This window comes from Candidatus Symbiobacter mobilis CR, assembly GCF_000477435.1.
GTDB classification, from domain to species: Bacteria; Pseudomonadota; Gammaproteobacteria; order Burkholderiales; family Burkholderiaceae_C; genus Rhodoferax; species Rhodoferax mobilis.
This window is the reverse complement of sequence record NC_022576.1, coordinates 1,829,141-1,849,423: the sequence shown is the minus strand read 5'-3', so window position 1 is coordinate 1,849,423 and position 20,283 is coordinate 1,829,141. Positions and strand designations below refer to the sequence as shown.

General features: G+C 59.4%; 19 protein-coding genes. 11 read left to right on the top strand and 8 right to left on the bottom strand.

The window, feature by feature from the left end; translation table 11 throughout:
* The first annotated feature begins 108 nt into the window (after positions 1–108).
* The 10 genes from gspL to CENROD_RS13905 all read left to right on the top strand — a co-directional run bounded on the left by gspL (position 109) and on the right by CENROD_RS13905 (position 12,548).
* A complete protein-coding gene (gene gspL, locus CENROD_RS07600; protein WP_022773849.1) occupies positions 109–1,416 on the top strand; it encodes a type II secretion system protein GspL in 1,308 nt (435 codons plus the stop codon).
* A gap of 29 nt (positions 1,417–1,445) precedes the next feature.
* Positions 1,446–1,937: a type II secretion system protein GspM gene (gspM, locus tag CENROD_RS07595; protein ID WP_022773845.1), complete on the top strand. Its 492-nt coding sequence runs from the start codon at positions 1,446–1,448 to the stop codon at positions 1,935–1,937.
* Complete coding sequence (locus CENROD_RS07590; protein ID WP_022773839.1) at positions 1,934–2,734, top strand: type II secretion system protein N; 801 nt, start codon at positions 1,934–1,936, stop codon at positions 2,732–2,734. Before gspM ends, CENROD_RS07590 begins: the two co-directional genes overlap by 4 nt.
* Positions 2,735–2,781: 47 nt before the next feature.
* Positions 2,782–4,887 carry a type II secretion system secretin GspD gene (gene gspD, locus CENROD_RS07585; protein WP_022773834.1) on the top strand — a complete coding sequence of 702 codons (2,106 nt, stop codon included), beginning with the start codon at positions 2,782–2,784 and terminating at the stop codon, positions 4,885–4,887.
* A gap of 2 nt (positions 4,888–4,889) precedes the next feature.
* A complete protein-coding gene (gene gspE, locus CENROD_RS07580; RefSeq protein WP_022773830.1) occupies positions 4,890–6,290 on the top strand; it encodes a type II secretion system ATPase GspE in 1,401 nt (466 codons plus the stop codon).
* A gap of 137 nt (positions 6,291–6,427) precedes the next feature.
* Entirely contained in the window at positions 6,428–7,252 is an 825-nt protein-coding gene (locus CENROD_RS07575) for a prohibitin family protein (RefSeq protein ID WP_022773827.1), read from the top strand.
* A 49-nt stretch (positions 7,253–7,301) separates the two neighbouring features.
* Positions 7,302–10,037, top strand: a complete 2,736-nt coding sequence (locus tag CENROD_RS07570) for a response regulator (RefSeq protein ID WP_081699846.1) — start codon at positions 7,302–7,304, stop codon at positions 10,035–10,037.
* A complete protein-coding gene (locus tag CENROD_RS07565) occupies positions 10,034–11,830 on the top strand; it encodes a putative bifunctional diguanylate cyclase/phosphodiesterase (RefSeq protein WP_022773825.1) in 1,797 nt (598 codons plus the stop codon). The genes CENROD_RS07570 and CENROD_RS07565 overlap by 4 nt, the downstream gene beginning before the upstream one ends.
* A complete protein-coding gene (locus tag CENROD_RS13910) occupies positions 11,827–12,027 on the top strand; it encodes a hypothetical protein (RefSeq protein WP_022773822.1) in 201 nt (66 codons plus the stop codon). The genes CENROD_RS07565 and CENROD_RS13910 overlap by 4 nt, the downstream gene beginning before the upstream one ends.
* A 14-nt stretch (positions 12,028–12,041) precedes the next feature.
* Positions 12,042–12,548 carry a YfiR family protein gene (locus tag CENROD_RS13905; protein ID WP_022773818.1) on the top strand — a complete coding sequence of 169 codons (507 nt, stop codon included), beginning with the start codon at positions 12,042–12,044 and terminating at the stop codon, positions 12,546–12,548.
* Positions 12,549–12,567: 19 nt separating this feature from the next.
* On the opposite strand, the gene CENROD_RS07555 is transcribed toward CENROD_RS13905, so the two are convergent.
* From CENROD_RS07555 to CENROD_RS07520, 8 genes are all read right to left on the bottom strand, one after another.
* Positions 12,568–14,109: an ATP-binding protein gene (locus tag CENROD_RS07555; RefSeq protein WP_041193400.1), complete on the bottom strand. Its 1,542-nt coding sequence runs from the start codon at positions 14,107–14,109 to the stop codon at positions 12,568–12,570.
* Between the two features lie 232 nt (positions 14,110–14,341).
* A complete protein-coding gene (locus tag CENROD_RS07550; protein WP_022773809.1) occupies positions 14,342–15,892 on the bottom strand; it encodes an ATP-binding protein in 1,551 nt (516 codons plus the stop codon).
* 111 nt (positions 15,893–16,003) lie between these two features.
* Positions 16,004–16,540, bottom strand: coding sequence for a dihydrofolate reductase (locus tag CENROD_RS07545; protein ID WP_051360438.1), 537 nt, complete (start codon positions 16,538–16,540; stop codon positions 16,004–16,006).
* A 116-nt stretch (positions 16,541–16,656) separates the two neighbouring features.
* Positions 16,657–16,824, bottom strand: coding sequence for a hypothetical protein (locus tag CENROD_RS07540; RefSeq protein WP_022773804.1), 168 nt, complete (start codon positions 16,822–16,824; stop codon positions 16,657–16,659).
* 13 nt (positions 16,825–16,837) lie between these two features.
* Positions 16,838–17,053 (bottom strand): DUF2281 domain-containing protein, encoded by a 216-nt coding sequence (locus tag CENROD_RS07535; RefSeq protein ID WP_022773800.1) that lies wholly within the window; start codon positions 17,051–17,053, stop codon positions 16,838–16,840.
* Positions 17,054–17,309: 256 nt separating this feature from the next.
* The gene (locus CENROD_RS07530; RefSeq protein WP_022773796.1) at positions 17,310–18,224 is read right to left on the bottom strand and encodes an Rpn family recombination-promoting nuclease/putative transposase; all 915 of its coding nucleotides are present in this window, start codon (positions 18,222–18,224) and stop codon (positions 17,310–17,312) included.
* Positions 18,225–18,298: 74 nt separating this feature from the next.
* Positions 18,299–18,562 carry a Txe/YoeB family addiction module toxin gene (locus CENROD_RS07525; protein WP_022773792.1) on the bottom strand — a complete coding sequence of 88 codons (264 nt, stop codon included), beginning with the start codon at positions 18,560–18,562 and terminating at the stop codon, positions 18,299–18,301.
* A complete protein-coding gene (locus CENROD_RS07520) occupies positions 18,559–18,789 on the bottom strand; it encodes a type II toxin-antitoxin system Phd/YefM family antitoxin (protein ID WP_022773788.1) in 231 nt (76 codons plus the stop codon). The genes CENROD_RS07525 and CENROD_RS07520 overlap by 4 nt, the downstream gene beginning before the upstream one ends.
* A gap of 101 nt (positions 18,790–18,890) precedes the next feature.
* Here CENROD_RS07520 and CENROD_RS07515 point away from each other — a divergent pair, with 101 nt between their 5' ends.
* Positions 18,891–20,081 carry an IS1182 family transposase gene (locus tag CENROD_RS07515; protein ID WP_041194319.1) on the top strand — a complete coding sequence of 397 codons (1,191 nt, stop codon included), beginning with the start codon at positions 18,891–18,893 and terminating at the stop codon, positions 20,079–20,081.
* Positions 20,082–20,283: the final 202 nt, after the last annotated feature.

The following is a 20,283-nucleotide window of genomic DNA, read 5'->3' as shown; positions in this document are numbered from 1 at the left end:
GTACCTGCCATGGGGCCAAGGCTGATTGGGTGCTGCGCTTTTGCCATGGTGCAACGTAGGTGGTGAAGGTGCCGCGTTCTTCCGCTCCCTACAATCCTGCACCCTACCATGGCCATGTTGCTCGTCGTCTTGCCCGCAGGCCTTAGCGCTGGGGGTTCCCCTTCGGAAGCGCTGTATGAGTACGTGGTCGACCGTATGGACGGCTCGGAGCCCCTTCATGCGCAAGGCGGCGTGGAAGAACTGCTGGCGCGCCGGGCTGCTACCAAGGTTGCCGAGGGGGAGGAAGTCGTCTTCCTCGTTCCGGCGCAGTCCCTTTCCTGGTATCGCGTCGCTTTGCCCAAGGGCAGCGTGCGCCGCAGTGCGGATCGAGGGGGAGCGCGGTTGCGGGCCGTGCTCGACGGCATCCTCGAAGACCATTTGCTCGACGATGGCCCGCAGCTTCACCTGGCCGTTCATGGCGCTCCCGATGTACCTGTGTGGGTCAGCGCTTGTGACAAAGCCTGGCTCCACGGCCACGTCCGCTGGTTGTGCGACCTGGGGTTGCGCCCAGCGCGCGTCGTTCCCGAATGCACGCCCCCGGCGTTGTCTGACACGCTGTTCGTCGTCGGAACGGAAGACGACCCCTGGTTGATCGCCGCGACATCCCCGGCGCCTGCTGCGCAGTCCCCCGAAGAGGCTGCACCGGCCACGGGAGTAGCCCATGACGAAGGTGTCCTCGCTGTCCCCTTGTCTGCCGGGGCCTTGGCGTGGTGGACGGAGCGCGAAGGCATGGCCCTGCCGCCGCAATGCGTTGCCGAACCTGCTGTGGCGCAGGTGGCGGAGCGGCTGCTGGGCAAGCCCCCGGCATTGCGCCAGCGTCCGCATCGTTTGCTCGACGCTGCGCAGACTTCGTGGGATCTCGCGCAGTTCGACCTGCCGTGCGCGCGGCAGGATCGGCGTTGGGCGCGTTGCACCACCTTGGCGCGTGCCTTGCTGCGTTCCCCAGCCTGGCGTCCTGCCCGTGCGGCTGCGGTGGCTGTGCTGTGCTGTACCCTCGTGGGCATCGTTGCGACCGCATTGCATGCCCGCTCGGCCTTGCAGGCGCAACGCGCAGCCTTGCGTTCCCTGCTGACGCAGACTTTTCCGCATATCCCTGTCGTCGTCGATGCCCCCGCGCAAATGGAACGCGAATTGGCCGCGCTCCAACGCGCCAGCGGTGCCCTGTCTGCTGGTGATCTGGAACCGTTGCTTGCCGCCATGGCCGAGACTTTGCCGTTGGGGGTGACCCTCTCCGCTGTCGACTATGACTCCGGCACGCTGCGGGTGTTGACTTCGGGCATGGCCGCCAATGCCGGAGTGCAGGCCGCGCTGGAGCGCAAGGGGCTGCGCGTCCGGCAGGAAGGCAGCCATTGGATCGTCGAAGCCGTGCGCAAATGACACGGCAATGATCCTGCAATGACCCTGCCATGACTCGATTGACCCTGCCCCTTGCCGTGCGCTCCCGCTGGGAAGCGCTGTCCCCCCCCGAGCGGCGCGCCCTGCGCTGGGCGCTGGTCGTGTTGGTCTGCGCGCTGGCGTGGTGGGGGGCGCTGGCTCCCGCGTTGCGGATCCTGCGCGCAGCACCGCAGCAGTATGAAGAGCTGGAAGCGCAATGGCAGCAGATGCGTGTTGCGCAGGCGCAGGTGCAGGCCTTGCAGGCTCGGCCCCGCATCTCCGTCGAGGAAGCGCGCAAAGCCATTGCCTTGGCTGCGGCGACGCTGGGGACGTCGGCACAGGTCATCGAACAAGGGGAGCAAACCGTCGTGCGCTATCGGGACGTGCCCGGCGACGTGCTGGCACGCTGGCTGGCCACGGTGCGCCAAAACGCCCGCGCCCTGCCGACGGAAGCGCACTGGAAGCGCAATGCAGCCGGAACCTGGGAAGGCACCATCGTCCTGACGATGGGAGGGCCACCATGAGCACCACAGCGTCGCGCACCGAGGGCGCGCCATGGCGTTGGGCGTGGATCGGCGCGGTGCTGGGGTTTTTGCTGGGGGTGCTCGTCTACGCGCCTGCCGGATGGCTGGCCGTCTTGGCTGAAACAGGCAGCGGTGGGCGCGTACAGCTCCACGAGGCGCGTGGAACCGTGTGGAACGGGTCTGCCCGCTTGGCGCTGGGCGCGGGGGGGGAGCGGGCACCGATGTCGTCACCCGTGCTGTCCCTGCCGGGCAGGCTGCAATGGCGCCTGGCACCGATGTTGTGGGGCGTGCGGCTGACTTGGCGCGCCGCCTGCTGCATGTCCCAAGAGGCCTCGGCCACGTTCGCGTTGCAACAGAAGGGCTTCGTGCTGACCTTGTCCGATGGCGATTCGCGCTGGCCTGCGCAGTGGTTGCGTGCGTTGGGAACCCCGTGGAACACGATCGATGCGCGTGGCGACCTCGATCTCCACCTCGAAGGCGTCTCCTTCACCCGGCACGATGGGCGCTTGCGCATGGCGGGCACTGCGCGGCTCGACGCAGTGGACATTTCTTCCAACCTCTCCACCCTGCGGCCGATGGGCAGCTATCGCGTTCTCGTTCGCGGCGGGGAAGCACCCACGCTGGCGTTGTCAACACTGCGCGGCAGTCTGCGGCTATCGGGCACGGGCCAATGGACCGGGGGGCGGCTGCGCTTTGCCGGCGAAGCCACCGCAGCGCCAGAACACCGCAGCGCGCTGGACAACCTGCTCAACATCATCGGGCGGCGCAATGGCGACCGTTCGATCATCCAGCTTTGACATAGCGCTTGGATTACCCTCCGATCACTTTGCTTGTACCGATTGCCATGATGTTTGCCTTCCTCTCCCCACTGCGCCGAGCGGTATTGCTCCGGCGGAACTTGCCTATTCGGAACTTGCCCATCCTGTTCTTGCTGGCCGTGGCTTTGGCATTGGGCAGCTTGTCTGCGAACGCGGCGCGTGCGCGCCGGGCGCCACCATCGACCGAACCCGTCACGCTGCAATTCCAAGCGGCGGAGATCGACGCGGTAGCGCGTACCTTTGCGAGCATCATGGGCAGGAACATCATCGTTGACCCGCGCGTCAAGGGAACGATCACCCTGCTGACCGAAAAACCCATCCCCCGCGAGGCCGCGCTTGCGCAGTTTGTCGCGGCGCTGCGGATGCAGGGCTACACGCTGATCCAGGCTTCCGGCCTGTACAAGGTGGTCCCCGAGGCCGATGGCAAGCTGCAAACCGAAGTCGTCGCTGACCAAGCCCTGTCCGGCAACCAGATCGTTACGCAAGTTTTTGTGCTCCAGCACGAATCCGCCAACAACCTCGTCCCGATCCTGCGCCCGCTCATCAGCCCCAACAACACGATCAACGCCAATCCTGGCAACAACTCGCTGATCGTCACGGACTACGCGGACAACTTGCGGCGTCTGGGTCGGATCGTTGCTGCGATGGACGTTTCCAACGCCACCGACATCCAAATCCTGCCCTTGCGCCATGCGATTGCCTCGGACCTCGCCCCCCTTGTCGCCAAACTGTTGGGTACTTCCGCAGGCACCGGCACCGCCCAGGCTGGGCAGGCCGACCCCGCCGCCCGGACGGTGCTGCTGGCCGACCCCCGTTCGAATACGCTGATCATTCGTGCTGCCAACGCTGCGCAGCTTGCGCTCGTCGTCTCGATGGTCGACAAGCTCGACCGCCCTGCCGGTGGCAATGGCGATGCGGGGAATATCTACGTCGTCCACCTCAAAAATGCCGACGCGACGAAGGTGGCGCAAACGTTGCGGGCTGCGATGTCCGCAACCCCAGTGACGACCACGCCCACCACGGGCAACAACGCCAACACCCCCGCCGCGACGACGGGCGGCCAAATCCAGGCCGACCCTGCGACGAACTCCCTGCTTATCACCGCCTCCGAGCCGCAATACCGCCAGATTCGCGCCGTCATCGACCAGCTCGATACGCGCCGTGCGCAGGTCTTCGTCGAAAGCCTCATCGCCGAAGTCAGCGTGGACAAGGCTGCCGAATTCGGCATCCAGTGGCAAGGCCCGCTGGGGGATTCCCATAGCGGTGTGATCGGGCTGTTGGGGAGCAACTTCGGCACTGCGGGCAAGAACATCATCAACTTGGCAGCAGGGGCGGCCAGCGGCAGCGTTACCCCCGCGCGTGGGCTGAATATCGGCGCAGTGCAGCGCGTCGATGGCGGGGTCTACGTGCTCGGTTTTCTGGCGCGGTTTTTGGAAGACTCCGGCAGCGGCAACGTGCTCTCCACCCCCAACTTGCTGACGTTGGACAACGAGGAAGCCAAGATCGTCATCGGGCAGAACGTTCCTTTCGTCACCGGCCAATACACCAGCACGGGCACATCCAGCTCGGGAACCGTCAACCCTTTCCAGACGATCGAACGCCGCGACGTGGGGCTGACGCTCAAGGTCAAGCCGCAGATCAGCGAAGACGGAACGGTCAAGCTGACGATCTACCAAGAAGTTTCCAGCGTGTTGGCTTCGACGGTGGCTTCCACCAACGGGCCGACGACGAACAAGCGCACGATCGAATCGACCGTCCTCGTCGATGACGGCAGCATCGTGGTGTTGGGGGGGTTGTTGCAGGACGAGTCTGCCGGTAACGAAGAGCGCGTCCCCGGCATCGCGCAGGTTCCTGTGCTGGGCAATTTGTTCAAGTCCGAATCGCGCAGCCGCAGAAAGACGAATCTGATGGTCTTTTTGCGCCCGGTCGTTGTTCGCGATGCCCGCTCGACAGAGCGGCTCACCCTCGACCGCTACGACTTCATGCGCTCGAACATGGAGGCCAATCGCCCGCAGCCCGGCGGGGTGCTGCCGCCGACGGATGCGCCCGTGCTGCCTGCTGCCCAGCCGACGCAGCCGCAGACCAAGTCGCCGGATTTGTCGTTGCCCAAGCCTGTGCCACCTGCCCCCTGACGATGCGCTACCCGCTGCCCTACGCCTTTGCGCGCACCCACCGCCTGTTGCTGCAAGAGGACGCAGGGGTGCTCGACCTGTTTGTTGCTAACGATGCCAGCGCCCCTGCTTTGGGCGAAGTGCTGCGCAAGTACCCGCGCTGTCGTATGCACCTCCAGCCTGTGGGAACCTTGGTGCAGCGCATCAGTACCGCCTATGCGCAGGGCGAATCCAGCGCTGCGGCGGTGGTCAACGAAGTCGAAAGCGACGCCGATCTCTCGCGGATGATGCAGGAATTGCCTGCCATCGAAGACCTGCTCGAAACCGCCGACGACGCGCCGATCATCCGCATGCTCAATGCCCTGCTCACGCAGGCCGCACGCGACGGCGCGAGCGACATCCACATCGAACCCTACGAGCGCCATTCCAGCGTGCGTTTTCGCGTCGATGGCACGCTGCGCGAGGTGGTGCAACCCCACCGCGCCCTGCACGCCGCGCTGATTTCGCGGCTCAAGATCATGGCCGAGCTTGACATTGCCGAGCGCCGCCTTCCGCAGGACGGGCGTATTTCGCTGCGCATCGGCAGCCGTGCCGTCGATGTGCGCGTCAGCACCTTGCCCAGCGCGCACGGAGAACGCGCCGTGCTGCGCCTGCTCGACAAATCCGAAGGGCGGCTCGACCTCGAAGCGCTGGGGATGCAAGGCGAAGTGCTACGCCGCTTCGAGGCCCTAATCGCCCAGCCGCACGGCATCGTGCTGGTCACGGGGCCGACGGGGTCAGGCAAAACGACGACGCTCTACGCAGCGCTGGGTCGGCTTGATGCGACCCGCAGCAACATCATGACGGTCGAAGACCCCATCGAATACGAGTTGGCCGGGGTGGGGCAGACGCAGGTCAACCCCAAGATCGAGCTGGACTTTGCCAAGGCGCTGCGTGCGATCCTGCGCCAGGATCCCGACGTCATCATGATCGGCGAGATTCGCGATTACGAAACCGCGCAAATCGCGATCCAAGCGTCGCTGACCGGGCATCTGGTGCTGGCGACGCTGCACACCAACGATGCCGCCAGCGCCGTCACGCGGCTGACGGACATGGGCGTCGAGCCTTTTCTGCTCAGCTCCAGCCTGTTGGGTGTGCTCGCGCAACGGCTGGTTCGCAAGCTATGTACGCATTGCAGCGCCCAACACCGCCCCGTGGGGTGCGAACGCTGCGGGCACACCGGCTACAGCGGCCGCAGCGGGGTTTTTGAGCTGCTCGTCACCGATGAGGCGATCCGTGCGCTGATCCACAACCGTGCATCCGAAGCCGAAATCCGCGCCGCCGCTCAGGCAACCGGCATGGTGCCGATGCGCGAAGACGGCGAGCGCCTGGTGCAACAGGGCGTGACCTCTCGCGAGGAATTGGTGCGGGTGACGAGGGAGTAGGCGGGGGTTCACATCCCTGTAAAAGGGCCGCGCTATGATGGTCCGCATCTCTTGGCGTGGGCTGGGTTGGGAGTGTTGTGGGCCTTGCCGGGGCGTGTCATTCGCTTCTTTCTCTGCTACTTGTTCTGTTGCATCCTATGAACTTCTCTACCTTCTCGCTCTTCAAAAAACTGCTCTTGTTGATCGTTGCGGCGATGGCAGTCATCTGGCTTGCACCGTTTGCGATCGTTCCCACGGGGTGGCGCGGGGTGATTACGACCTTCGGGCAGGCCAAAGGCGTGAGCTATGAACCCGGCATCCACTTCCGCATTCCCGTCGCGCAGACGATGCACCTGATGAATGTGCAGATTCAGAACGGCGAAGGCGAGGGCGAGGCAGCGTCCAAGGACTTGCAAGCCATTCACACCAAGGTCGCGATCAACTACCACCTTGACCCCAAGCGCGTCGTCGATGCCTTCATGAACGTCGGCCCCTCGACGGACATCCTCGTCGAACGCATCATCATCCCAGCGACGCATGAGTCCGTCAAAGCCGTCACCGCGCGCTTCACCGCCGAAGAGCTGATCACCCGGCGCACGGAGGTTCGCGACGCCATCGTCGTCCTCCTCAAAGACAAGATGCAGCGCCATGGCTTGATCCTTGACGAATTCAACCTGATCAATTTCAGCTTCTCGAAGTCGTTCTCCGAGGCCATCGAAAACAAGGTACGCGCCGAGCAGCTCAAGCAGCAGGCGGAACGCGACTTGCAGCGGATGCAGATCGAGGCCGAGCAGAAACTCGTTGGCGCCAAGGCCGAAGCCGAGTCCCTGGCTCTCCAGCGCCAGCAAATTACCCCCGATCTGCTCACGCTGCGGCGCATCGAAAACGAGCGCATGGCCATTTCCAAATGGAACGGTGTGTTGCCCTCGGTCACGGGAGGGGCAGTGCCCTTCCTGCAGATCGACCCCGATGCCAAGCGTTGACATGCTGATGCCACGGGGGCGTTTCCCGGAGCAGATTGCATAACACCCTATGCACCCTATGCGTCGGCTGTCCTTGCACTCCCGGCTACGGCGAATCCATGTCGTCGTGCTGGCCGCAGCAATGGGAACCCTCGGCGTGCTGGTGCTCTCCACCCACTGGTGGATGCTGGTCGCGCAAAACCTGGACAACGGCCGCCTGCTGTTGGCCAATCTGCATGAAAACCTGACCGCTCCCCTGGCGTTTGGGGATGCCAAAAACGCCAGCGAGATCCTGCACGGGTTGCAAGTCGTCCCCGACGTGCTTTGCGCCGAAGTGCAGACGGCCGACGGCGCAACCTTCGCCCACTATGAACGACATCCCCAGGTGCGGGAGCGTGTCGTTGCCTACCCTGGGGAAGGGCATCGGCTGCATGGCACGACGGTGTTGTTCCGCCAGGCCATCCGCCCGGATCACCAGCTTCTTGGGTGGATCACCCTCGCGATCGACTTGCGGCCCCTGCTGCACCAGCTCTCCTTGCAAGTGTTGCTGCTGCTGGTGTTGGTTCCCATTGCGCTGTGGGTGATACAGCGTTTGCAGGGCCGCCTCATCAACCGCGTGCTCGGCCCGCTGGGGGAACTGGCGAAGACGATGAACGAGGTTGCCGCCGGCAAGCACGACCATCAAGTCGCCTTGTCGGGCATCGAGGAATTCGACCAGCTTGCGCACAGCTTCCACACGATGAGCGCGCAGCTTGCCCAGCGGGACCGTTGGCAGGCTTCGTACACCGAGACGCTGGAACGCGCTGTGGCGGAACGTACCGCAGAACTGCAACATGCCAAGGAACGCGCCGAAGCAGCGTCGCGGGCCAAAAGCGAATTCCTGGCAACGATGAGCCATGAGATTCGCACCCCGATGAACGGTGTGCTCGGCATGGCAGAGCTACTGCAACGCACCCTGCTCGATACCACCCAGTGCCGGTACGTCCGTGCGATTCACGCTTCGGGCAAACACCTGCTCGACGTTATCAACGACATCCTCGACTTTTCGAAGATCGAGTCCGGGCGGATGGAGTTGGAGATCACCCACCTCGACCTGTGTACGCTCATCGAAGACACAGCGGCAATGTTTGCGCTGCCCGCGCACAACAAAGGGTTGGAATTGCTCGTCGAGGTTCCCGTCGCCACCGACTTGTGCGTGCGCGGCGATCCCTTGCGGCTTCGCCAGGTATTGGCCAACCTGGTGGGCAACGCGGTCAAATTCACCCAAGCCGGGGAGATTCATATCCGGCTTGACGTGCGGGAATCCACCGCAGAGGCCTTGGCCATCGACCTGTTCGTTCGGGACACAGGGATCGGCATTCCCCAAGAGGCCACGGAAAAAATCTTTGAACACTTTTCGCAAGTCGACGGTTCCACGTCCCGCAACTTTGGGGGTACCGGGTTGGGGCTGGCGATTTGCCGACACCTGGTGCGTCTGATGCAAGGGGACGTGACGGTGGAAAGCCGCGTTGGGGAAGGTTCCACGTTCCGCGTGCGCCTGTCGCTGCCCCGCTGCAACTGCGCAGCGGGTCGATGCACCCCTGCCCCCGCTGCGGTACAAGGCGTGCATGTGCTGGTCGTCGATGCCCATCCCGTCAGCCTCGCGATTCTGGCCGACCAAATCCGGGGTTGGGGTATGGTGCCGCACGTGGCGGCGAGTACGACCGAAGCCCTCGCCATCGTCGGCGATGCGTTGCAGTCGGGCTGGCGTTTGGGCGTGGCGCTGCTCAATCACCGTTTGCCGATGCAGGATGGATTGGCGCTGGCACGCACCTTGCGTTATGCACCTGCGCCACCGCATATCGTCCTGCTTACCGCTTCGGAAATTCCACCGGCCGAGGAAACCGCTTTCGACCGCTGGGTTCACAAACCCGCACGGCAGTCCGAACTTTTGGATGCCTGCACTGCCTCAGGCAGAGCCATGAAATTCACGCCACCCCCCAATGACCAAGATGAGCCGATGTTCCACGGTACGGTGCTGCTCGTCGAAGACAACCAAGTCAACCAACTCATGGCGCGGGCCTGGCTCGAAAAGCTGGGCTTGCGCGTACATACCGCATCCCACGGACAGGAAGCGCTGGAATGCGTGCAAGCGCAAGCTTTCGACCTGATTCTGATGGATTGCCAGATGCCGGGCATGGATGGGTACGAGGCCACTGCCGCGATCCGCACGATGGAAAAACCGGGTACACGAACCCCCATCGTCGCGCTGACGGCCAATGCCATGGCGCAGGATCGGGAACAGTGCCTGGCCTGCGGGATGGATGATTACCTCACCAAACCCTATTCGGGAGCGCAACTCGTCGGCATCCTGACACGCTGGCTCGTCGCTCCACCCGTGGCAGGCGCAGCGAGCACGGCGTCGTCTTCCAATGCGTCGCCCCTTCTCGTTCCTCCTGCGCCACCTGCGCCTGCTGGCCCTTCGGCGATTGATCCCAATTTGCTTACGCAGCTCCAGGCACTTGGCGCGGGCCAGGCCGGTGAGCTGCTGCGCAAACTGGCGCAGGCGTATTTGCATGGCGCCCCGGCAACGGTTGATCGCATGCTCACGGCCACCTCCGCCGAAGACCTTGCCGAGGTAGCACGCTGCGCGCACGCGCTCAAGTCCAGTTCCTACAACATGGGCGCCCATGCGCTCGCAGACATGGCCAGCGAGGTAGAACACGCGGCACGATCCGGCAACGTGGATACTGCACGAATCCACGCTGTGCGCGAAGAATTCGACAGGGTGCGCGCAGCGTTGGCACAACTTCTGGAGACGCTATGAATGCACCAATTTCCAGCGCGCACACCACCCGCATCCTCATCGCGGACGATGATCCGACGGTCGGGTTGCTCCTGCAGGCCGCTTTGGCATCGCAAGGGTATGTGGTCATGGTCCACGAAGACGGCGCCAGCGCGCTGGAGTCGTTTCGCAACGACCCTGCCGATTTGGTCTTGCTCGATGTGGAAATGCCGGAACGCAACGGGTACGAGGTCTGCGAGGAGATTCGCCAAGGCCTCGAATCGGATGTTCCCGTCATTCTGATCACAGGACATGACGATGTCGCATCAATCGACCGCGCCTACGAAGTCGGCGCGACCGACTTCATCCCCAAGCCCCTCAACTGGACGCTGATTGCCCATCGGATCCGGTACGTGCTGCGTTCGTTCCATGACGCCGCGCAGCGCCGCATTGCCGAAAAGCAGGTGCGCTATCTGGCGTACTTCGATACCTTGACCAACCTGCCAAACCGGCAATCGTTCCTGGAAATCCTGCAACAGGAAATCGACCGCGCATTGCGGACGGCGTCGACGCTGGCCGTTTTGTACCTCGACCTCGACAACTTCAAAAGCGTCAACGATTCGCTGGGGCATCAGGCTGGCGATGTGGTGTTGCAGCGCGTGGCCGACCGCCTGCGGGTATCACTGCGATCCTTTGACGTGCTGGGCAGACCGGCGCCCGGCGCCCATACCCGCGAGATCCACGATGCGGGGGTGCAGGTAGCCCGGCACGCCGGGGACGAATTCACCATGCTTTTGCCCATCCTGCACAAGGCCGACGACGCGCTGAGTGCGGCGCAACGCATTCGGGAATCGGTGGCGCGCCCGCTGTTCGTGGACGGGCGCGAGCTGTTCATCACGGCCAGCATCGGCATTGCGCTGTTTCCCGATGATCAGACAGACGCGCAAACGCTCGTCAACCATGCGGAAACGGCGATGTACGCCGCCAAGGATCTGGGGCGCAACCATTGCGAGTACTACAGCGCTTCGCTCACGGAACGCGCCGTCGGTCGTTTTGCGATGGAATCCGCGCTACGGTACGCGCTGGAGCGCAACGAGTTCGAGTTGGTATACCAGCCGCAAATCGATGTGGTGACCCGCACTGCCCATGCCGTGGAAGCGCTGATTCGTTGGCACCACCCCGTGCGAGGGATGGTGTCTCCGCTGGAATTCATCCATATCGCCGAAGAGACCGGGATGATCCACCCCCTGGGTTCCTGGGTACTGCATACGGCGTGCAAACAGGCCCAACAGTGGATCGCCGAAGTGGGGATGCCGATTCGTGTTTGCGTGAACATCTCTCCCGTCCAGTTCCGCGCAGCGGGGTTTCTCGACGAAGTCATGGCAACGCTCGAAGCCACGGGGCTGCAACCGGAGTGCCTGGAGCTGGAAATCACCGAGAACGTGCTCATGGACGACAGCGGCAAAACGCTGGCCGACATCTGCACACTCCGCAGGCACGGCATCCATATCGCTATCGACGACTTTGGCACGGGGTATTCGTCGCTACGGTATCTCAAGCGCTTGCCGTTGACCAAACTCAAGATCGACCGCGCATTTGTGCGTGATATGCCCGACTCCCGCGAGGACGAGGCCATCGTTCGCGCCGTCGTCGCGTTGGCGGACAGCCTGGATATGCATGTCACTGCCGAGGGCGTGGAGACTCGTCAACAATTTGAAACATTGCGCGCCCTGGGGTGTGACAGCATTCAGGGGTACTACTTCAGCCGTCCCGTCTCGTCGTCGTGCGTTGCCGAGATGTTTCTGCAACCGATCCCGGAGGATCTGCCACTATGAAATGGTTGCCAAGTGCTCTGCTTCCTCGCGACTGCACCGGGGTGACGGCGGTACCCGCCGTGCATGGGTACATCTTGCCTGTTTTGTACTCTTTGCACAGCCTGCCCAAGCGAACCGGCAAGTTCGTAGCGTACCGAACGGGCGTTCCCCCACCATCTCACCTGCCTGCCACGATGGCAGGTATGTGGATAGCCTGACCAGAGGACGCATCATGCGCTCCCTTTTCGCAGCGCTCATGGTGTTCTGGATTGGTTGTGCGTGGGGCCAGGATCCCATGACCGTCCGGATGGCGCTGCTGCTAAATCTGGCCCGCTTTACCGAATGGCCACCCCAAGCCTTGGCCCAGCAGTGCGCGATGCAGTTTTGCATAGCGCCCGGGGATGAAGCCCTCTCGGAACGTCTGCGCGAACTGGCCCAGCATTCCGCACACGACCTGTCCATCGCCGCCCGCACGTTGAATCGCCCCGCAGATGCCAAGGGGTGCCACGTTCTCTATCTGCCCCCTGCGGTGCAGGCTACGCAAGAGTGGTTCGACGCCGTGGCAAAACGGGCGACCCTTACTGTCCGGGATAGCGTAGACGGTGCCGAATCCGGCGCAGTGATCGACCTGTTTCCCGTAGGGGGGCGCTACCGTTTCGATATCAATATGGGTGCAGCCCGCCGTGCGGGCCTGCAACCCAGCGCGCACCTGCTACGGTTGGCGCGCAAAGTGCGGTAAGCACCTATTCCAGTAGGGGCTACGCCACCGCAAACCCCACGATATTCCGCGTTTTTTTGCTGAATTCCACGCCAATCAGGTGTATCGGTTGGCCGGTGCTCCGGTACTTTTCTGCGTACCCCATTTTTTGGAGTTGTTCCAGCGCTTTGCCTTCTGGCTCCATTTCGACGACTTTGAATTCAAAAAGAAAGATGTGTCCGTGGAATTTCACCGTCATGTCGATTCTGCCGTGGTTCGTCGGGTCTTCAACATGGATGTCTAGTCCCAATGCAGCAAAGTAGCTGTAGAAGATGCTGACATAGTAGCCTTCATACGTGCTCATTTCGTTTTTTCTGTACCAGTCGTTCGCAATGCTGGCATAGAAGGATTGAAACAGGCCTTGAAGTCCTGCAAAGTCGGGAATCGACAGGAGTTTGTAGAGTTTGCTGATATGCCGTATCGGTGTCGTTCGGCTATTTGTCAGGCTTTCGAGCAGGCAGTTGTTGAGGCTCGCCTGCACTTCCAAGTTGGGGTATTTGAGGGTGAGTTCCATCAGCCCCGGTATGTGGTCAACGCTGGCAATCGTCAGATAACCTGTCTGGAACATCAGGGTTTCTGTAGGAATGGTATCCACGTCGAAGGTGGAAAGCAGGGTATCCGATGCAATGCTCCGCCCCAGGTCTGGGGTAAAGGTTTGTCGTTGTTGCAGGAGCTTGATGAGGAAGGTCGGCGTTCCGGTTTCAAACCAATGGGCGCGGAAGGAGCGGGTATCAAAGAGCAGCAGGATGTCGAAAGGGTTGTAGACGGAAGTTCCCAGCCAGTTGTAGCCGTTGTACCAGTCTTTGATCCTTTGGCGATCCAGATCAAACAATTCTGGGGAAAAGGTGGAGTCGATATCCGTTTCGGTGTACCCGCAAATGTCACTATAGCGGGCATCAAGCGTGATGTCTTGGAGGTTGTTCAGCCCGGAAAACAGGCTGACTTTGCTGAATTTGGAAACGCCGGTGAGGAAAGCGAATTTGATGTAGGCATCGCTGTCTTTGATGACCGAGTACAAGTCTTTGAGGACTTCCCGGATTTGCGCAGCCGTTTGGGGTTCCTCGATTCGATCTAGAATCGGTTTGTCGTATTCGTCAACCAGAATGACGACCCGTTGGTGGGTGCTGTCGGCAATGCGGACGATCAAATCCTTGAACCTGCCGCGCAAGTCAGGATACCTGGTTGGCAAGGAAAAAGCTTCTTCCATGAAGCTGAGTTGCTGGTTGATGCTTGATTGCGCATCGGCGACCGACCCCAAAACGCCGCCACCAAAGCTGAAGCGGATGACGGGGTATTTTGTGGACCAGTCCCAGCGGTTTTCGGCGGCCAAACCTGTGAATAAAGCAGCATTGCCCTCAAACAATTCCTTGAGGGTATCCAAAAACAGGCTTTTGCCAAATCTGCGCGGGCGGGAGAGGAAGTAGTAGCTTCCGTGTTCGACCAAATCTACCGCAAAGCGTGTTTTGTCCACGTAATACACATTGCTTTGGCGGATTTTTTCGAAGGTCTGAATGCCAATGGGCAGTTTTTTACGAGTAGTCATTCTTGTCCCTCCATATTACCATAATGAATCCGCCTTGCCTTTTTATGAAATCAGGATATTGACTTCACTGAAAGCATATATGGCCGAGCAATACTTTACTATTCGTAGCTTCTCCATAGGCTCTGATAACCAGCAACAACCCATTGCATCTTGGATGTATTCGCTGTCTTGATGCAAAACCTATTTTCAGAGTATGCTCAAGCCGGTAAGCATTTCCACCACCCTTCTCTATTCACCCCAGACTGTCCACCGCAAACCCCACGATATTCCGCGTTTTTTTGCTGAATTCCACGCCAATCAGGTGTATCGGTTGGCCGGTGCTCCGGTACTTTTCTGCGTATCCCATTTTCTGGAGTTGTTCCAGCGCTTTGCCTTCTGGCTCCATTTCGACGACTTTGAATTCAAAAAGAAAGATGTGTCCGTGGAATTTCACCGTCATGTCGATTCTGCCGTGGTTCGTCGGGTCTTCGACATGGATGTCTAGTCCCAATGCAGCAAAGTAGCTGTAGAAGATGCTGACATAGTAGCCTTCATACGTGCTCATTTCGTTTTTTCTGTACCAGTCGTTCGCAATGCTGGCATAGAAGGATTGAAACAGGCCTTGAAGTCCTGCAAAGTCGGGAATCGACAGGAGTTTGTAGAGTTTGCTGATATGCCGTATCGGTGTTGTTCGGCTGTTTGTCAGGCTTTCGAGCAGGCAGTTGTTGAGGCTCGCCTGCACTTCTAAGTTGGGGTATTTGAGGGTGAGTTCCATCAGCCCCGGTATGTGGTCAACGCTGGCAATCGTCAGATAACCCGTCTGGAACATCAGGGTTTCTGTGGGGATGGTATCCACGTCGAAGGTGGAAAGCAGGGTATCCGATGCAATGCTCCGCCCCAGGTCTGGGGTAAAGGTTTGTCGTTGTTGCAGGAGCTTGATGAGGAAGGTCGGCGTTCCGGTTTCAAACCAATGGGCGCGGAAGGAGCGGGTATCAAAGAGCAGCAGGATGTCGAAAGGGTTGTAGACGGAAGTTCCCAGCCAGTTGTAGCCGTTGTACCAGTCTTTGATCCTTTGGCGATCCAGATCAAACAATTCTGGGGAAAAGGTGGAGTCGATATCCGTTTCGGTGTACCCGCAGATGTCGCTATAGCGGGCATCGAGTGTGATGTCTTGGAGGTTGTTCAGCCCGGAAAACAGGCTGACTTTGCTGAATTTGGAAACGCCGGTGAGGAAAGCGAATTTGATGTAGGCATCGCTGTCTTTGATGACCGAGTACAAGTCTTTGAGGACTTCCCGGATTTGCGCAGCAGTTTGGGGTTCCTCGATTCGATCTAGAATCGGTTTGTCGTATTCGTCAACCAGAATGACGACCCGTTGGTGGGTGCTTGTTACCAAACGATGTATAAGCCGTTTGAATCGACTAAATACATCCGGGTACTCGGCAGGCAAATCGTATTGTTTTTCTAACGTGCCGAGTTGTTCGTCGATGGATTGTTCCAGACGTGTCACCGACCCCAAAACACCGCCACCAAAGCTGATGCGGATGACGGGGTATTTTTTGGACCAGTCCCAGCGGTTTTCGGCGGCCAAACCTGTGAACAAACTGGCATTCCCCTCAAATAGTTCCTTGAGGGTATCCAAAAACAGGCTTTTGCCAAATCTGCGCGGGCGGGAGAGGAAATAATACTTTCCGTGTTCAATCAACTGCAGGGCATGGCGGCTTTTGTCCACATAGTAGTAGCCCTCTTCGCGAATTTCACGAAGATTCTGGATGCCAATGGGCAGTTTGCGGCGAGTGGTCATTCTCTACTTTCTACATTACCATGTACGATCCGCGTTACCTTCCATGCACTCATGGGGGGAACTTGATGACCTTGCATTCAAAAAGAAAGATGTATCCGTGGAATTTCACCGTCATGTCGATTCTTCTGTGGTTCGTCGAGCGGATCCACAACAGTTCTGCGCCAATCGCCCCCATCGCACCAAAGCAAACCGCAGCCCTTCCGGCGTGCAATGCGCATCCCGTGAGACTTCTACCCACTGCGCCGGGTCGAATTCGGGGGCATACGCATCCCCATCGTAGTCCGCGTCGATCTCGGTGATCACGGCTTCTTCCGCCAGGGGTAACGCCAGCGCGTAGGTTTGCGCGCCGCCGATGACCCAGGCGATGCCGTCGTCGGCACCGAGGGCCAGCGCTTCTTCCAGCGAATGCGCGACGAGCGCGCCGGGGGCTTGCCAATCGGCTTGCCGCGTCAGCACGACGTTCTGTCTTCCCGGCAAGGGCCGGTATCGTTCTGGCAGCCCTTCCCACGTCGTCCTGCCCATCAGCACGTGCGCGCCCCAGGTGGTGCGGCGGAAGTGCGCCAAGTCTTGCGGCAAGTGCCACGGCAACGCGCCATGGCGGCCGATTACACCGTTGCGTGCGCGGGCAAGGATCAAGTGGCAGTGCATGGCAATCGGGAGCCGGTTATTGTGGGGAGATGCGTGGATGGTGTGAATGCGCCGGGTGTCGGCAAACGCCTTGAAGTTTCCATACGCAGGGGATGCAGGCAACGGGTCACGCTCCCTCATCCTTGGCCTGTTTCGGCCTGATCGAGTTGCGACGAGACCATGCAGACCAGCCAGTCGTCGTAACGGTGCGAAGCCTTGCGCAGCAACAAGACTGGGCGCAGTTTGGCACCACTGAGATCGGTAAAAGGGTAGGGTACGAGGGCAATGAGGCCTGCCTGCTTCATTGCCACCGTTCCTTCAGATCCGTCGACGATAAAGATCAGGCTCGTCTTGTAGGCCACGAAGGGCCTGCGACATCGACATGATCGAAAAGTTCTGGTCACCCGATGCGGCCTGCTCCGGCGCACTCGGTGTGCCAAACCGGCTAGCCAAGTAATCGACGAAGTCCCAGACCTCGGCTTGCTTGTTTTCCGGCAGGGCCTGCAATTTTTCGATCAGGGCGGTCATGTTCATCGAGTGGTCTCCAATTGTTGTCGAAGATTCTGGGCATGCTCTTCCTCGAATGCAGAGCCTTTTTCGATAGGGATCAGCAATCCCTAGTTTTGCATCAGGTTGGATGCCCAGCGCTGCTACTTTCCCGGCGACGACAGGTGCGCACAGCGTTAACCCACGGCTCCGGGGTGTAGGCGCAGCGTGTTCATCGCAACATCGATTGTGGATGGGGTGGTAATGGTCGATTATCCATTACAGAAAAAATAAAAAATAAAAACTAGTCGTTCTTCTGCATGTATTGGGAAAGTTGCTCGACTGGCAACCCTACCACTTCGGTAATTTGTTGCAGAGACATCCCGTGTTGCAATAAGCGTTGCGCGACTTCGAGCTTCGCTTCCCATTTTCCTTCTTCTTTTCCTATCTTGATCCCTTCTTCTTTCCCTTCCTGGATTCCTTCTACCTTGCCTTCCCTGATCCCATTCGCATGAGCCAATGCGATGGAGTCTTTTTGCAGAATGATGAAATCTTTGCGCTTGCTTTGCATGGCCAGTTCTTCTTGGGATAATCCAGCTTCGTTGGCAATGGTGAAGGCTTGCGAAAATACAGGCAATTGTCCGAGTGTTTCTGGAATGTAAGCCAGGCCGCCTGCGTTTTGAATGAAATAAATCCATTTATCCACGATATCGATCAATTCGGATTCTGTTTTGTGGAACTTGGGTAGTTCGATGAAGACAAGCTCGATATCGCCGTTGTACTGCACGAGCTGGTCTTTTTCAATCAATTGGAACGTGCTCACATATTCGCTGTAATTTTCGAACATCACAAAGTCCGTGATGGTCAGGGCGACCACAGGATTGAGAAGGTGATAATGTTCCCCTTTGATCAGTTGCGTGGAGTACGCCTTTGCGGCGTTGTACAGCACGCGCTGTTCAAATCCTGGCACATTCAATACCTGCATTTCGATGATGACCGACGTGCCGTTGGACAACGTGGCCCGGACATTGACAAAGGTGTCTTTCATTCCCTGGATCAGCGGAATCTGGTAGGGGTCGACGATAGTCAAGTCTTCGATGAATCCTTGATCGTGAAACAAGTCCAAGGAATTGAGAAAGCTCAACAGAATGTTTTTGGAGTTATCGCTACCGAAAACTTTCTTGAACGCATAGTCTGTTTTGACATCAAGGAATTTCATAATCTGATACTCCGGTTCCTGCGCTCCAGCGCCATGCACACTGCTTTAGCTCGCCTTCTTACTGAAATAGGTTCTTACTCATAGTGCGTCCACATGCGCAAGACGCGAACGGTTTTTTCTTGGAGAAAGACTTCGTAAACGATGCGGTGCTGAATATTGATGCGCCGTGAGTAAGCGCCAGCGAGATCACCGACCAATTTTTCCAAGGGCGGCGGATTGGGAAATGGATCTTTTGCAAGCACAGTGAGCAACTCTTGCGTTTTGGGCTTGAGGTCACTTGCTGCGAGCTTCTTTGCATCTTGAAGCGCTTGCCTGGCAAAAACAAGTGCCCAACTCACCACGTAAGCTCCTTGGCACTTTGGGCAAGTGGCTCTGCCATACCTGCCTTGATGGACTCGCGCATGCCTGGAACGGCGAGCAAATACAAGGTTTCCTGAATCGCGCTCCAATCTTCCGCAGACAACAAAACAGCGCTGCTGCGCTTGCCTGAAATAACGATGGGCTCGTGGGATTCGGCGGCTTCATCGATAAGACGATAAAGATGAGCCTCTTGCAAAACCCCCATTCCGAGGCTGAATTTTTGCCGGTTGAGGCAAAAATTTCGGGTGCGGGCGCGCCATTTCTGGCAAGATGAAGTTCTTCAATCCGACATCGAACGCCCGCAAAATGAATAGTAATCGACGCGAACTTCTCATGCAACGTTGGAGCATTGTCCAAGAAGAGCTTTTGCCAGAACTCTGGAATGAGGTGGGGCCGTTGATACCCAAACTGGAGAAAGTGATCCATACCCTGGAGTGGGTTCGCCTTGAGGAGTATGTACGGGCATCGTGGTGCGGTCTCGGTCGCCCGCCGCACGAACGCTCGTGGCTGGCAAACGCTTTTGTCGCCAAGGTGGTATTGGGGATTACCACGACGGTGGGGTTGATCGAACGCCTGTCCGTGGATCGTTCCTTGCGCCGCATCTGTGGTTGTCCGACCCAAAAAGTGCTGCCCTCGGAAGCCACCTTCTCGCGCGCCTTCGACGAATTTGCCAAGGCCCGTTTGGCCGAGCGAGTGCATGAAGCCTTGATCCAAGAACACCTCGGCAAGGAGCTGATTGGGCACATCAGCCGGGATGGCACAGCCATCGAAGCACGCGAGCGCCCCTGTTCGGTCAAGGCAACACAAGCGCCGTCATCCGTTCCCACAACCACCCCAGCGACCGACGCTCCACCAGCATCCCAGCCAACGGCCACAGTCTGCGATACGCCGGTCGCGCCCAAGCGGCGGCGTGGGCGCCCAAAGAGTGGTGAAGAACGCCAGCAGACGGCCAAAATCTCCCCATTAGCGCGTCAGCGCATACAAACACTGGCTGAGATGATCGAGGAGATTCCCACAGCTTGTGATCGGGGTACCAAGTCCAATGCTCAAGGCTACAAGGTCAGTTGGAATGGCTACAAATTGCACCTCGACACGGCCGACTGTGGCGTGCCTATCGCCGCATTGCTGTCCTCGGCCTCGATGCACGACAGCCGTGCAGCCATCCCCTTGTCGCGGATCAGCGCCCAGCGGGTGACGAATCTCTACGATCTGATGGATGCAGCCTATTGCAGCCATGATCTCCGGGAGGACAGCCGAAATCTGGGCCATGTCCCGCTGATTGACCACAATCCGCGTGGAGGCGAGAAGATCGAGTTTTTGCCTCACGAAGCCATTCGCTACAACGAACGTACCGCTGCAGAGCGCACCAACGCTCGCCTCAAGGACGAGTTTGGCGCAAGCCACCTCATGGTCAGGGGCGCTACCAAAGTAATGAGCCACCTGATGTTCGGCGTGCTGGCGCTGTGCGCCGACCAATTGATGCGATTGCGATCATGATCCCCCTTTCTCCCGCCTTGGAATCCACGGCATCCGCAGATGTCGGCTTCCGTTCGCCCTGAATCATGAAATACCGACCTTCAGGATAGACACAGGAACGATTCCACTCCGGAATCAGCCCTTTGACTCCAAAAAATCGCAATTTATGGGCGACACATGCAGTCGGCTCTTCGCTTCGGCAGGAAGTTTTGCAAGAGGCTCT